Raw genomic sequence first — 14458 nt, 5'->3', positions numbered from 1 at the left:
CGATGACCGCCGTGACCGGCGTCGCGCTGACGGCTGCGGCCATCGTCGCCCTCGTCGTGTCGGCGCTCTTCGTCCCGGGCATCGCCAAGGTGTTCATTCTGGCTCAGGCCGCCTACTGGTCCCTGAGCTACGTGGCGCGTCCCGTCGTGCTGTTGTGGACTCTGCCGGCACCCCAGTTCGCGGACAGCCTCGCCGATCCGCGCCTGGCCACCATCGGCTACGACGTCGGCATTGCCGAAGTTTTGAAGCCGGTCGTGTTCGGGTTGTGGTTCTACGTCGCTCTCGTCGTCGCGTACGTGCTCTTCCGGCGGTGGCGCAAAGGACCGCAGGAACGTCAGACCATCGGCGCTGCGGTATCGGATCCGAACTTCTTCCGCAGCCTCGGCACCATCTACGTGCTCGGCCTCGGTGGACGCTTCGTCTCCTTCGCGACCGGTAACACCGGGTCGGCCGGCGAGGTCTCGAGCTCCAACCCGCTTCTCGACTTCGCCGCGACGATGGCCACGGTGGGCGCGCTCGGTCTGATCGTGTTCGCGCGGCCGGAGAAGCTGTGGCAGACGACCGCCCTGCTGCTCGGCCTGATGGGCATGGAGCTGGTGTGGACCGTCATCGTCGAGTCCAAGACGCCGGTCCTCGGTGCGGCTCTGGCCGTCGCCGTGCGCTTCGCCTTGATCGGCTGGACCCGCGCGACCGTCGTCGGTGTCCTCGGAATCTCCGTGGGGGCGATCGGAGCCTTCGGCCTCCTGCAGTCGTTGAAGGTCGATCCCGAGGCTCGCGCGATCTCCGCGGCCGCCGAGGCCAGCTATCCCCCTGTCGTGCAACCGTTCCTGCCCATCCTGCGCCGCTTCGATCTGTTGGAAGCCGCGACGGATGCCTACTACATGCAGGGCCGGCAATGGATCTCGCACGCGGACGTGGTGAAGAACGCTCTGCTGAACTTCATCCCGTCGCAGCTTCTCGGATCCGAGAAGTTCCAGTCCGGCACCGCGTGGGCCAACCAGGTCCGCGGTTCGTCGGTGGACATGCGCAACGTGTCCGTCTCCCTCGCCGAAGGAAACATCAGCGAGGGCTACGTCTTCGGCGGTTTCGCCGGTGTGGCCGTAACCATGACGTTCACCTTCGTCATGGTGTTGGTCGCTGTTCGATGGATCGTCGCGAAGAACTTCATCTTCGTCGTCCTCGGGTTGACGCTCATCGAGTACCCGGTGCTCTTCGAGCGCGGGATCCTGGGCACCACCGAATCCATCGGTAAGTCACTGCAATTGGCAATTCTCGTGTGGATAGTGACGCTTCTCGTCGGCGAGTACTCACGTCAGTGTGCGGAGACACCCCCTCCGACCACCTACGTGCCCGACGACATTTCTGCACTCGACCGCTCTTCGAGCAAAGGATCAGCATCATGGGTTTGATCGATTACGTGAACATCGCACGACGCAGGTGGATGACCATCCTGGCCTTCGTCGTGTTGGGAACGGTTGCAGCAGCGGCGTACACGTCGACGCTGAGCTACTCCTACACCTCGTCGAGCCGTCTCTACGTCTCGATGGCGACGGGCACCTCGGTGTCGGACGCCTACCAGGGCAACATGGCGGCGCAGCAGCGTGTGACGTCCTACGTCAACCTGGTGACCAGTGAGCGCGTCATGGCGGGGGTCATCTCCGACCTGCAGCTCGACACCACCCCGGCCGCTCTCGCGTCGACGGTGACCACCTCCTTCGCCCCGGCCACCGTGCTGATCGGCATCTCGGTGTCCGACTCGACGCCGGACGGCGCGCGGGCGATCAACGACGCTGTCGTCGTCGAGTTCCGCGACCTGGTCAACGAGATCGAGACCACCGAGATCGGTGCCGCCCCGGCCGCGAAGGTGACCGTCGTCGACCCGGCGACCACACCCGCCGCTGTCGGTGGACCCGCCCCGATGCGCACCCTCGCGCTCGGTGCCATCGCCGGCATGATGCTCGGCTGTGCCGCGGCGTACGTCCGCGATCGCTTCGACAAGCGCATCCGCACCACCGGTCAGGTTCCCGCCGTGGCGGACAAGCCGTTCCTGGGTGACGTCAAGGCCGCCACGCGCACGGCCGATGCCCGACGCGCAGCGCTGCGCCTCGACGCCGGCGTGGGTCGCACCACTCCCCATTCGATCGCCGTCATCGGCGTCTCGCCCGCCGGTGGATCCGACACGGTCCTCGCTCTGGCACGTGCGCTCAGCGGTCTCGGCCGTCCGACGCTCGTCGTCGACGCCTGCACCGACGGCACCGGTATCTCGTCCCGCATGTCGAACGCCGAGGGGCTCGCCGATCTCGCGCGGTCACCGAAGCGCTCCGCGACCGACCTCACGCGGCCGAGTCAGGTCGAGGACCTGAGCATCCTCCCCATGGGCATCGGCGACGACCGGACGACGATGTTCCTGGCCTCCCCTCGCTTCGGCACGATCGTGCAGTCCCTGACGTCCGATCGTGACTACGTGGTGATCGACGCGACCTCGGTCGCGGACGCCACGGATGCGCTCGCCATCGCCGTGCACGTCGACTACGTCATCGTCACGGTCGAGGTCGGCACCACCACCGCGGCGCAGCTGCGGGCGTTCCTCACCGAGCTCGACTCGATCGGTGTCTCCGTCGCGGGAACCGTTCTGGTCCCCCACGTCTCGACCCGCCGCTGGCCGCTGTCCTCGCTGGGTCGCTCGGAGTCCAAGGACGATCTGGTGCAGGCACCGGCTCCGAAGGCTGCTGCCGCATCGGACGTGCAGGACGAACCGACCACCAGTCGGCCCGCCGGCCCGTCGCGCTCCTACGAACCGGCACCGCGTCCGCAGATGGACTACCAGCAGAGCGATCGCCGGCACGACGACGAGTACGGCCACGGACGCGGCGACGCGTACGGCGACCGCTGGGACACCGTTCAGCCCGCACCGCGTGCGGACCGGTACGTGCGGCCGACCGGTCGGCCCGACGAGCGTTACGACGTGGTCCAGTCACCGGCCGACGCCGAGACGGACCGGATCCAGGTCGTCGCACCGGAGCCCGCCCCGACGAGTGAGCCCGACACGACGGCCGTCGAGCCCGAGGTCGCGGATACCGTTGCTCCGCAGTCGGATATCGACGAGCCGACCGAGGACGACGTGCCCGCCACGGAGGTATCCGAGGACGACACGGACGACGACGCCGAGAGTTCCGACGACTCCGACGACTCGGAGGCAGCCGCACCGGAGCAGTCCGACAAGACCACCGTCACGAAGGCGACGCGGACGCTGCGCCCCCGCTCGTCGGCGGGACGTCGAACGATTCGAGTCACGAAATGACGATCGAGGCAGTCCGGCCCGTCACCGCCCCGAGCCCGATCGGCTCGGCACCACGAGAGGAACGCGTCCCCATGTCGACATCGCCGACCTGGTTCGGATCGGGTGGCCGACGACTGTTCGGCGTCGTTCACATTCCCGAAGGCGGGACAGCGAAAGCCGGTGTGGTGCTCTGCTCGTCGATGGGCAAGGAGCACGTCGACACCTACCGCGGCCTCAAGTTGCTGGCACAGGAGCTGTCCGCGGCAGGCTTCGCGGTACTTCGGTTCGACTACTTCGGCGTCGGCGATTCCGGCGGTGAGCAGAACGACCCGGCCGCGGTGGACGGGTGGTTGGCCAGCATCGGGGACGCGGTGGCCCTGGTTCGCTCCCTCGGGTGCGAGACCGTGTCCGCGGTGGGCCTGCGATCCGGCGCGCTGCTGCTCGACCGCGCCGCCGACTCGGTCGGACCGCTCCACACGGCAGTGCTGTGGGATCCGGTTCCTCGGGGACGCGCGTACCTGCGCGAGCAGCAGGCGCTGTACCGCCTCGGAGTCGGGTCGGATACGCCCACCGACGCGTCGACTCCGGACGATACCGATCTGCACACCATCGGCCATTCCCTGTCGGCGGAGGCTGCGGCCGCCCTGTCCGCCATGGAGATCTCGGCGTCGTCGTCGTCGGTGTCGAACTGGGTCTTCGCCTTGCGCGACGGCTACTCCTCGCCGCGGCTCGACAAGGCCGTCCAGCGTTCCGGAGGCGTGGTTCGCGACGTCGGCCCGATGACCGAATTCGTCACTCCGGAAAGCTTTCTCGTGCCGATTCCCGCGCGAGCAGTCCGCGAGATCGTCGACATCGTCGAGGACGCGCACCGGGGCGACGTCGCGGTTCCCGTGTCGTTCGAGCCGGTCACCAGCGTCACGCACGAGGCCGTCGACGGCACCGTCTTCACCGAACACATCGAAAGCGTCGGCGCCCACGGCCTGTTCGGCATCCGCTCGACCCCGGCCGAGGTGGACCCCTCTGCCCGGACCCTCGTGTTCTGCGCGACCGCCAACGACACCAGGACGGGTCCGGCCCGTCTGTGGGTCGAACTCGCCCGTGAGGCAGCTCGCGCCGGCACGTCGGCGTTGCGTTTCGATCGACGCGGAACAGGCGAGTCGGAAACAGTCCGCGCCGACGAGCACACCCCCATCTACTCGGCGGAGAGCGCCGACGACGTGGTCGCGGCCGCCCGTGCAGCGCACGAGGATCCGCGTCGCGTCGTCCTCGCCGGCATCTGCTCGGGGTCCTGGAACGCAGCTCACGCCGCGACCGAGATCGGTGCGGGCGGCGCCGTGATGGTGAACGCCATCGCGTGGAGTTGGAAGCGGAAGAAGTCCACTCAGGGCGAGATCGACCCCGCCGACCTGGGCATCCCCCGGTCCGATCCGGCGTGGCAGAAGACGCCGCGTGCACGTGTGAAGAACGCTCTGCAGACGCACCTGCCGTATCGGGCGTGGCGCCAGCTCGGCGTCCGCGGAGTCACCCAGGTTCCCGAGGTCATCCTCCGTTCCCTCGCCGGTAGCGGCGTGACGTCCACCGTGATCCTGGCTCCGGCGGATCACCGCTGGTTCGTCGATCAGCGTGGACCGGAAGGCATGGACCGCATCGAGCGGCGCTTCCACTCGGTCCCCGAGATCGTGCCGGCACCCGTCGGTGACCACTCCGCGTACCACGTGGACATGCGGCGCACGATCATCTCGACCGTCCTCGAACGCACGACGGAGAAACGCGACGTGACCACGTGAATTCGGAGTCCTTCGGTCGTCGGAGGCTGCTCACCGGCGCTCTGGTGGCAGCCACCGTCCCTCTCGCCGTCGCGTGTTCGCGTGACGACGCGTCGGCTACCCAGTTCCAGTCGCCCAACGTCACCGACACCCCGGCGGCACGCAACGTCCGGGACTTCGGTGCGACCGGTGACGGCACCACCGACGACACCGACGCGCTGGCGAGGGCCTTCGAGGGCGTCACGCAGGCGTCCGCGATCTACTTCCCCGGCGGCACCTACCGCGTGACGGCGTGGCCGGCGATGGCCGACTACGCCACCGTCTTCGGGGACGGCGCCGACGTCACGACCATCCTGTACGAGCAGAACGGCACGTTGATCGACCTGCGGGGTCGCCAGCGGGTCAACTTCCGCCGGATGGGGTTCTTCACCACCGGTGCCACGTCGACCTGCATCTCGCTCTCCGCGTGCTTCCGGTGCTCGTTCGACGCGGTCACCATCCGGGGCAACCACTCGTCGTCGAACTTCCCGCAGTACGCGGAACAGCGCGGTGTCGTGTTGACCGACAACACGGGCGGCACGACATTCGTCAACTGCGACATCAACAATCACGGTGTCGGCCTGACGTCGGAGTGCATCCAGAACTACGTGACGGCGTCGAAGTTCACCAGCAACCGCGTCGGCGTGCTGGGCACCGGCGGCGACTTCAACGCCGGCATGGCGTTCACCAACGTCGAGTTCGTGTCCGACAACAACCCGTCGACGACCGATCGCCACGTGATCGTCGACGGCCCGGCCAACGACTGGTGGTTCACCAACGTCTGGTTCGAGGGGTCCGAGGTCGCGCTGACCGTCGGCTCACGCGACACCGGTGGGCCGTCGCAGTTCGGCATGGTGAACTGCAAGATCTCTGCTCGGACGACGTGCATCGAGCTGCTCTACTGTCGCCAGCCGTATCTGGCGAACATCATCTTCGATCCGGATCCGGACAGCCGTCCCGCCGAACTGGTGATCGACGCCGAACACTGCCCCACCGGCACCGCGGTGAACCTGATCTCGGGCATCAACGACGACCTGAATCCCGCTCTGTTTCCCGATGCGTGGACGGTGATCGGTCGGGGCACGATGTCCGGGCCCACCTTCACCAGCACCGTCGTGACCCGGACCGTGCAGGACGACGTCGACCTCCTGCAAGCGCGCGACTCCGGTGACGCCGTGACCGCCGCGGTCCTGTCGGACGGCACGTGGCTGTCCGACAGGCGCGAGGCGGGTGTGGTGCTCAAGGACGAGTCGAATGCCTACTGGCGTCTCGTGGTGGGCACCGACGGTGCTCTGACCACCGAGTCGCTGGGCACCGATCGGCCCCGGTGATCAGAGCACGCCGAGGTTCTGGCCGCTGATCACACCGGTGTTGCTGATGGACAGGCGCCAACTCTTGCCGTCGGGTGATTTGACGATGGGGCCGCCACCGGCCGACGTCAGCCTGCCGCGACCCAGCACGGTCCACCCGCCGGGGAAGGTGTTGCCGGGGAAGTCTGCTCCCTGGCTGGTGATGAGGTTGATCGCCGTTCCTTCCGGGACGTACTGGCCGTTGATGCGGATCAGCTGAGGCGTCGACTGCTGGTCGGCGTCGAACGCGACGTTGGACAGGTACGGCTGACGGCAGTGTTGCAGGTCGAGGCAGATTCCTCGTGCGGCGACCTTGCAGTTCACCATGCCGAACTGCGACGGCCCTCCCGTGCCGGCCTTGCCGATGACGAGAGCCGACGCGGCACCTTCGAACCACACGTTGGTCAGCCACCAGTCGTTGGCCCGGCCGTCGACGATGATGTGCGAGGTGGTCGTGTTCGCATTGATGTCGGAGACGAATTCCGTGTTGACGATGGACATTCCCGACGCGAAATTGTTGCCCGTTCCGAGCAGTCCGATCCAGTTGGTGGTGAACTTGCAGTTCGCGATGTACGACTGAATGGCCGTCGTGGACATCGCCGTTCCGTAATTGTTGAAGTCGCAATTGACGAACGACGTTCCGCCGGTGTTGTTGATCAGCGACACGCCTTTCTGTCCGAGGAATCGCGGATAGCTCTGCGGCGTGTGGTTGCCGCGAAAGACGACCGAGTCGAACGAGCAGCGGAAGCAGTGATCGAGAAGGACCGCCAGAGACGACGGGTCCTGCGAGAAGATGCCCATGTTCTTCAGGGCGACGCGCTGCCGGTCCTTGAGAGTGAGCAGGGTGCCGGAGCTGGTGTGCACGATCGTGGTCAGGTCGGCGCCGGCCCCGAACACGGTGGCGTAGTTGGCGAACTGCGGCAGAGTCCGCACCCGGAACATGCCCGGCGGGAAGTAGAGCGGTCGGTTCTGTTGCTGCGCTGCGGTATACGCCGCGGCGATCGCGGCGGTGTCGTCGGCCGCGTTGTCGCCCTTCGCGTTGTACGGCGCGGCTTTGACGTTGACCCACCCCAGAAGAGCGGCAGGGTCGGTCTCGCCTGCTGCCAACGTCACGCCGACGGGCTCGTCGGACGTCGCGAACAATCCGCCGGCCGCGAGCGCGGTGGTGCCGACGCCGGCCGCGAGACCGCCCATCAGCAATGCGCGGCGGTCGAGTCTGGAACCCGACGGACCTCTGTTGTTCATGGTCGACCCCTTCACCATCGTTGGCAGCGCTCCCGGGCCCCCGCTCGGCGCTGCACACAGACAAGCAAAGAAACGGCAGTTCACGTCGCGACGCGCCGGTGCGCGTGACCGGGAAGACAATGCACACCGAAAAAGACCGACCGAGGCTTTTGCATTGATTCGGTTCGCCGGATGCTCATCTTGTTTCGTGCGGTCGAGTCAGGAAAATGCACGAAATGCCGGTCGGGGTCAGGATGCGCCGAGAACCCACCGCGGCCGCGACCACACCTGCCAGTACTCGACCGTGACGAAGTCCAGGGACGCGTAGAGGGGCACGCCCGCGGGCGAGGCGAGGCACAGGTCCCGCGAGTCTCCGTTCCGCTCCACCTCGAGGTTCTTGCCGCCCGCGATCAACCGCGCGGCATAGCCGGCACGTCTGTGGTCGGGATGCGTGGCCAGGGCCCACCCGGTCACGGTGTTCCCGGCGCGGCACGACAGCAGGCACGACACCAGGGCGTCGTCCACGAACAGACCGTAGGCCGTGGCGTCCGGTCGATGCAGAGTCTCGGCGGTGTAGACGGCTGCGGCGAGTTCCGGGCCGACTCCGAAGGCGAGAGCGGCGACCTCCTGGCATGCGGGCAGGTCGTCCTCTGTGATCTCGCGCACGCCGTCGATGGGCCGGGCGCCACCGAGTGGTCGGTGCATGAACGGCATGGCCTGCAGGCTGACCCACCCCGCGTCCGCGAGGGTCTGAGCGCCCGACAGGCCGGCGCCGGCGAGCATCACCAGCGCCGGCTTCCTGAGCGCGGACACCGACTCGATGACCTGTCCGACCTGTTCAGCGGCATTGCCGCCGTGCACCAGAGCGAGGTTGTAATCCGGCCGCGCCATGCCGCTGAACGCGAGCCAACCGGAGTCCGTGCACTCGAACGTGTGCTTCGCCCAGGCGCGTGTCGTCTCCCCGAACGAGCGTCGATAAGCGTCCAGATCCTGCTCGGCCGGGCTCCCGGTCGGGAAGTCGCTCATCTCGGTACCAAAACCTTCCTGCGGTATGAAAACTCTTGATATACACTTCTGGCATATTGTTGCGGCGTCCACAAGAGCCGCATGGGTCTGATTTTCTCATGTAAGTCGACGATGCATTCGCCGCGGGGCGCGATATGAGCGTGACTGTCTGTCTGAACCGTAGGCAAGGAGTAAACCCTCGTGACGCACCCGTCACCAACCCGGGACACCATCGTCCGTAGTTCGCTCGAGCGAGCCGGTCGACTACCAGTCGACCCGTGGGCGCTCGCCGATGACGACAACCTCTTCGACGCCGGCTTGAGCAGCCACGCAAGCGTGGCCGTGCTCGTCGATCTCGAGGAATCTGCCCAGGTCGAGTTCCCCGACCATCTGCTGCGACGTTCGACGTTCTCGACGATCGCCACCATCCGTGACGCACTCGACCACGTGGCGGCACTTGTGCCCGCGTCGGACGAGATGGCGAAGGGAGTTGCACGATGACCACATCGCATCCCGATACCGCACCCATCGACCTTCGAAGCGAAGACCTGGACATCCCGCAGCCGGAGAACCTGCTGCCGCGATTCGCCCGGCACGCCGAGGCCGTGCAGTACGCACAGGCCGCGCAGGAGGCGACCGCCACCGAGGTCACTCCGCCCATTCCACTCCGGCCCAACATCCCGGATCCGCGGAGCCGCATCTCGCGGCTGCCCGCCCTGCATCTGAGCGCCGCCCTCGGCATCGCACTGGAATCCGTCCTGGTGTCTCTGGTGATCCTGTTCGCGCCGTTCGACGCGCCACGGCTCCTCGTGGCTGCGATGATCGTCGTGTTCGCCATCCTTCCCCAGCGTCGCCGTCAGCGCCTCACGCTGTCCCTCCTGGACGACCTGCCTCTCATGGCGTCGATCGTGCTGCTCGTCTCGATGGTCTCCATCGTGATCGTGGCGCCGTCGACCACGCTGCTCACCGCCGCTCTCATCGCGGCGTCCGTCCTCGCAGCCACCATGGTCGGCCGCGAGACCTCGTACATCGTCGCTCGCAGGCTGCGTCGACGCCCGCAGTTCCAACGTCGCACCGTCGTCATCGGCAGTGGAGTCGTGGCGTCCCAGCTGGTCGACAGCATGCAGTCCTACCCCGAGCACGGGCTCGAACCCCATGCGCTGCTGGACGATTCGCCGATGCCGGCCATCGTCGCCAGCCACATCCCGGTCGAGCCGCTGGCCAACCAGCTCCGCACGTACATCGACATGCACCAGATCGACACCATCGTCATCGCGTTCTCGGCGATGCGGGAGTCGGCCCTGCTGACCCTGCTGCGCGAGTGCGACCGGATGGACTGCGAGATCTTCGTGGTGCCGCGCCTCTTCGAATTCGTCAGTGTCACAGGAGAGATGGACCGCCTGCACGCAATCCCCCTCGTGCGTATCCGACGCGATGCCCACCGGTCCTTCGCCTGGCGCATCAAGCGTGTGCTGAGCAGCATCCTGGCCGGAATGGCACTGTTCGTGCTGTCCCCCCTGCTGCTCGCCATCGCCGCAGCGGTGCATGTCTCGGACTCCTCGGCGCCCGTGCTGTTCAAGCAGCTGCGCGTGACCGGCGACGGTGAGCTGTTCAACTGCCTCAAGTTCCGCTCCATGAAGCCCGCGTCGCGCTCCGAGTCGGACACGACGTGGAACATCTCGCAGGACGATCGTGTCGGGCGTCTGGGCAGGTTCCTGCGCAAGACCTCGCTCGACGAGCTCCCCCAGCTGTGGAACATCATGGTCGGCGACATGGACCTCGTCGGACCGCGTCCGGAGCGACCCCACTTCGTCGACAAGTTCACCACCGAGATCCCGGGCTACTCCGCACGTCACCGCGTGCCCGGCGGGCTCACGGGTTGGGCTGCCGTGCACGGTCTTCGAGGCGACACGTCGCTGAAGGACCGCGCGCTGTACGACAACTTCTACATCGAGAACTGGAGTCTCTGGCTCGACGTCAAGATCCTCCTCCGTACGGTGCTGTCCGTGCTGCGGCGGACCGGTGGCTGAGACCTGTGACTTTCCGCCGCCTCCTGGTGGCGTGCTCGGTGTTGTTCGCGGCAGTAGTGCTCGCGGGCTGGCCTGTGTACGTCCACCCGCAAGTAGACCCACTCCGACAGGCAGACGCCGTCGTCGTCCTCGGTGGAACGCCCTACGGACGCTTCCACTACGGCATCGACCTCGCCGAGCAGGGATACGCACCCGAAGTGGTGCTCTCCAACTCGGTGGGCCCCGACGACGTTCGCATGCAACAGATCTGCAACGGCACCTACACGGTGAAGGTGTCGTGCTTCCTCCCCGATCCGTACTCCACGAAGGGCGAGGCGGAGGAGATCAAGCGTCGCGCCGCCGCGGAGAACTGGAAACACATCATCGTGGTCACCTACACGCCGCACCTGTCACGGTCGCGCTACATCGTGCAGCAGTGCTTCGACGGAGAAGTGACCATGTCTCCCAATCCCACCCAGGAATCCATAGGCCAGTGGATCGGCAGCTACATCTACCAGACTGCCGGCTACATCAAAGCTGCACTCGATAGCGAGTGCTAGTGACTCGGCCCCAGTGGCCGCGTCACAGGACGAACACGAACGCCGTAGTGCGGCATCGCTGCGATGCGATGCCGTCGGGGGCTACGGCGCTCGTGTTCGTCTTTTTCGTGCGCTAGGTCGGGTTCACTTCTGTTGCGCGCAGCGCCCGGTGGTGTGCGCACCTTGCACAGTGCGCTGACGACCACGCGCAGCGCCCGGCGTTGCAGCACCCGGCGTGACTGAACCACCTGCAGCGCAACACCAACCGCCGGCGGACGCTCAGAACCCCGGAATCAGCCCCGGCGGGATCTGGATGCCCGGGGGCAGCTGCACACCGGGGAGGCCCGGGATGGTGGGCGGGACATAGGGCGCGGGGGCCGGTGCCTCGGGTGCTTCCTCGACGGGCGCCGGTGCTTCGACGACGGGAGGGGGCGGTGCGATGGTCGTGGTGGGGGTGGCCGTGGTCGACCGTGCCCGCGTCGACGTCGTCGGAGGCACCGTCGTGGACGACGACGAGGTGGTCACGGCAGCGGGTTCGGCCGGCGACTCGTCCGCGGTGGAGGCCGGGGTTGCGCCGTAGCCGAGGGCGAGGCCGATCGCCGCGACCACGGCGAGTCCGAGCGCAGCGACGAGTGGCAGACGGGGACGCTTGTTGCGTTCCGGCGCGACGGAGCCCGACCCGGACAGCCATGACGGCGTTTCGGCTGCGCGAGGATCCGCAACCTCCGAGGTAGGCAGAGCCGACGCGGACGCGGGGCGTTCCTGCACGTCGCTGTATGCCATCGTCGACGCGGACGGAGCAGTCAGGGGTCTTTCAGGCAACGGTTCTTCGACGGCAGGCTCCGGCGGCCCCTGAACGGGAGCAGCGCGGAAGGGAACGTCGGACCCGTCGACCGGGGTGGCGGACAGTGCTGCACCCTTGGCGGCGACGAGTTCGGGTTCCGCGGGGGTGATGGTGGGCAGGCCGACCCAGCCGGCCAGCGTGGCGCGGACCAGCGGGATCCGCGATCCGCCGCCGATCATGACGAGTGCGTCGACGGGCCGCCCTGCGCGAGCGATGACCTCGCGGGTGAGACGCGCGGACTGCTCGACCGGGACGGCCACCATCGATTCGAACGCTTCGCGGGAGAGCAGGATCAGTCCGCCGATGCCGGGCAGGCAGACTGCGCCACTCGACGACAACTGCTCCTTGGCGACGCGGCAGCGCAGTTCGAACTCGCGGCCGTCCACGTCGTCCAGGCCGCTCTGCTGCCGGCCGATCTGGCTGTCGCGGATGGTGGCGTCGAACATGTTGCCGCTGACGTCGAAACTGCGTTGCGACGCCAGTACACGGCCGTCGTCGAGGTCGACCACGGTAACGCTGAGGCCGGAGCTACCCAGGTCGTACAGAGCGACGGCGTGGAGCCCGTCGAGGTCGCCGGTGGACCGCAGGAACTCGACGGCAGCGTGCACCTCGGGGACCAGGCGGTAGTTGACGATGTGCTGGCGCGCCATGGCTCGGGCGACGGCTCCGGCCTGCGCGTCGTCGCGGTAGGCGACACCGGTGGCGGAGACGGACTCGGGATCCGCAGGGTCGGCGAGGATGACGCCGATGGACTCGGCGGCCAGTTGCTCCGCTTGGTCGAATGTCGTGTCGATCGCGCGGTGGCGGAATGCTGCCTGCACACCGGCGCGTAAGCCGTGGACCGGCCGTGCCAGACGCACGGCACTGGTGCCTACCGACACCCCGAGTACCGAAGTCATGAACCGCCCCAGTCAGACCGATCGAGCGCACGATCGAGTCGGTGCGCGCTTGCAGTCGCCGAGTGTAACAAGACAATGCCGTAGCCGTCGCACCGACTGTTATTACGCCATTCCGTGAACGCGCAGACCGTTTCCGTTCTCTGCCATTCAGGCGTACGGCATGCGCGCCGTCTCGGGATCGCCGAACGTCACGGCGCGCTCACGCCGGGTTCCCGACGCCAGAGTGGCGGCCCAGTTGATCAACGTTCCCGCGCGGTTGCGGCGGCCGGAGAGGAACGCGATGTGGATGGCGCCCCACGCTGCCCACCCGACGAAGCCGGACAGCTGGATCGGCCCTGCCTGCAACAACGCGTTGCGACGCGCGATGTAAGCGGCGCTGCCGAGGTCGTGGTACTTGAACGGAGACGCCACACGGGATCCGCTCTCGATGGTCTTGGCGATCATCTTGCCGGCGTGCCGACCACCCTGCATCGCGACTTCGGCGACACCGGGCAGATCGTCGAGCGCGCTGACGTCGCCGACGACGTAGACGTTCGGGTGGCCCGCGACGGACAGGTCCTTCTCGACCGGGATGCGGCCACCGCGTGCCTGCGTCACGCCGAGCGCGGTGGCCAGGGTGTGCGCGAACGGCACGGCTTCGACGCCGGCGGTCCACAGCACGGTGTGGGTGTCGTACGTGGTCTTCTGCTTGTCCGACTTACGGGTCACTTCGATGTGGTCGGCCTTCACGTCGGTCACGTGAACCCCGAGGTGCGTCTCCACACCGATGCTGTCGAGCGTCTTCTGCGCCTTGCCCGACAACCGGGCGTCGAAGGACTCCAGGACTCGATCGCCGCCGTGGAAGAGCAGCACGCGGGCTTCGGCGGGGTCGATGGAGCGGAATTCGTGCTCGAGGGCGCCCACCGCGAGTTCGCGGATCTGGCCGGCGATCTCCACACCGGTGGGGCCGCCTCCGGACACGGCGAAGGTCAGCCACGGGCGCCGCTCCTCGGCGGTGGGCAGCGACTCGGCCATCTCGAACGCGCCGATCAGTTTCCGTCGGATCGCGAGGGCGTCGTCGACGGTCTTCATGCCCGGTGCGTACTGCGCGAACTCTTCGTTGCCGTGGTAGCTCTGCTGCATCCCGGCAGCGAAGACGAGGTAGTCGAACGGCAGCTCGAAAGTCGATCCGTCCATGCGCGACGCGGTGAGGGTGCGCCCCTCCATGTCGATTGCCGACGCCTCCCCGAGCGCGACATGAGTGTTCTCCTGCTTGCGCAGCAGGTGCCGCAGCGGCGAGGTGATAGATCCCTCGGAGAGCAGCCCGGTCGCGCACTGGTACAGCAGCGGCTGGAACACGTGGGACGTTCCGCGGTCGAGCACGGTGACGTCGCCGTCGATGTGTCGTAGTTGCCGGGCCGCGTAGAGACCGCCGAATCCGCCGCCGACGACGACGACGCTCGGGCGCTGTCGTGAAAGTTCATCAACCATGGTCGAAATCCTGCCACGCGAGGCCGCTGTGCTG

At 67.3% G+C, this 14458-nt stretch carries 11 protein-coding genes; 7 read left to right on the top strand and 4 right to left on the bottom strand.

The window, feature by feature from the left end:
• Positions 1-2: 2 nt before the first annotated feature.
• From AC0IX4_RS02710 to AC0IX4_RS02695, 4 genes are read left to right on the top strand one after another with little or no spacing between them, the layout of a single operon-like run.
• The gene (locus AC0IX4_RS02710) at positions 3-1409 is read left to right on the top strand and encodes a hypothetical protein (protein ID WP_471827942.1); all 1407 of its coding nucleotides are present in this window, start codon (positions 3-5) and stop codon (positions 1407-1409) included.
• Positions 1400-3301 (top strand): Wzz/FepE/Etk N-terminal domain-containing protein, encoded by a 1902-nt coding sequence (locus tag AC0IX4_RS02705; RefSeq protein WP_471827941.1) that lies wholly within the window; start codon positions 1400-1402, stop codon positions 3299-3301. Before AC0IX4_RS02710 ends, AC0IX4_RS02705 begins: the two co-directional genes overlap by 10 nt.
• Entirely contained in the window at positions 3298-5067 is a 1770-nt protein-coding gene (locus tag AC0IX4_RS02700; RefSeq protein ID WP_471827940.1) for an alpha/beta fold hydrolase, read from the top strand. Before AC0IX4_RS02705 ends, AC0IX4_RS02700 begins: the two co-directional genes overlap by 4 nt.
• Positions 5064-6416 carry a glycosyl hydrolase family 28-related protein gene (locus AC0IX4_RS02695; RefSeq protein WP_471827939.1) on the top strand — a complete coding sequence of 451 codons (1353 nt, stop codon included), beginning with the start codon at positions 5064-5066 and terminating at the stop codon, positions 6414-6416. The genes AC0IX4_RS02700 and AC0IX4_RS02695 overlap by 4 nt, the downstream gene beginning before the upstream one ends.
• Here the strand turns inward: AC0IX4_RS02695 and AC0IX4_RS02690 are convergent, their stop codons facing one another.
• On the bottom strand, positions 6417-7679 hold the full coding sequence (locus tag AC0IX4_RS02690) for a glycosyl hydrolase family 28-related protein (RefSeq protein WP_162245367.1): 1263 nt from the start codon (positions 7677-7679) through the stop codon (positions 6417-6419).
• Positions 7680-7907: 228 nt separating this feature from the next.
• Entirely contained in the window at positions 7908-8684 is a 777-nt protein-coding gene (locus AC0IX4_RS02685) for a GNAT family N-acetyltransferase (protein ID WP_471827938.1), read from the bottom strand.
• A 180-nt stretch (positions 8685-8864) separates the two neighbouring features.
• Here AC0IX4_RS02685 and AC0IX4_RS02680 point away from each other — a divergent pair, with 180 nt between their 5' ends.
• The 3 genes from AC0IX4_RS02680 to AC0IX4_RS02670 are packed head-to-tail and all read left to right on the top strand — an operon-like array spanning position 8865 to position 11232.
• Positions 8865-9164, top strand: a complete 300-nt coding sequence (locus AC0IX4_RS02680; RefSeq protein ID WP_471827937.1) for a phosphopantetheine-binding protein — start codon at positions 8865-8867, stop codon at positions 9162-9164.
• Positions 9161-10693: a sugar transferase gene (locus AC0IX4_RS02675; RefSeq protein ID WP_056071407.1), complete on the top strand. Its 1533-nt coding sequence runs from the start codon at positions 9161-9163 to the stop codon at positions 10691-10693. Before AC0IX4_RS02680 ends, AC0IX4_RS02675 begins: the two co-directional genes overlap by 4 nt.
• A gap of 5 nt (positions 10694-10698) precedes the next feature.
• A complete protein-coding gene (locus AC0IX4_RS02670) occupies positions 10699-11232 on the top strand; it encodes a YdcF family protein (protein WP_056071410.1) in 534 nt (177 codons plus the stop codon).
• 258 nt (positions 11233-11490) lie between these two features.
• Here the strand turns inward: AC0IX4_RS02670 and AC0IX4_RS02665 are convergent, their stop codons facing one another.
• On the bottom strand, positions 11491-12954 hold the full coding sequence (locus AC0IX4_RS02665; protein WP_471827936.1) for a DUF7159 family protein: 1464 nt from the start codon (positions 12952-12954) through the stop codon (positions 11491-11493).
• A gap of 147 nt (positions 12955-13101) precedes the next feature.
• Positions 13102-14424 carry an NAD(P)/FAD-dependent oxidoreductase gene (locus AC0IX4_RS02660; protein WP_471827935.1) on the bottom strand — a complete coding sequence of 441 codons (1323 nt, stop codon included), beginning with the start codon at positions 14422-14424 and terminating at the stop codon, positions 13102-13104.
• Between the last annotated feature and the right edge of the window lie 34 nt (positions 14425-14458).

This window comes from Rhodococcus sp. AC861 (genome assembly GCF_979256035.1).
The sequence above is the reverse complement of the archived record's forward strand: the minus strand, read 5'-3'. Positions and strand labels throughout refer to the sequence as shown.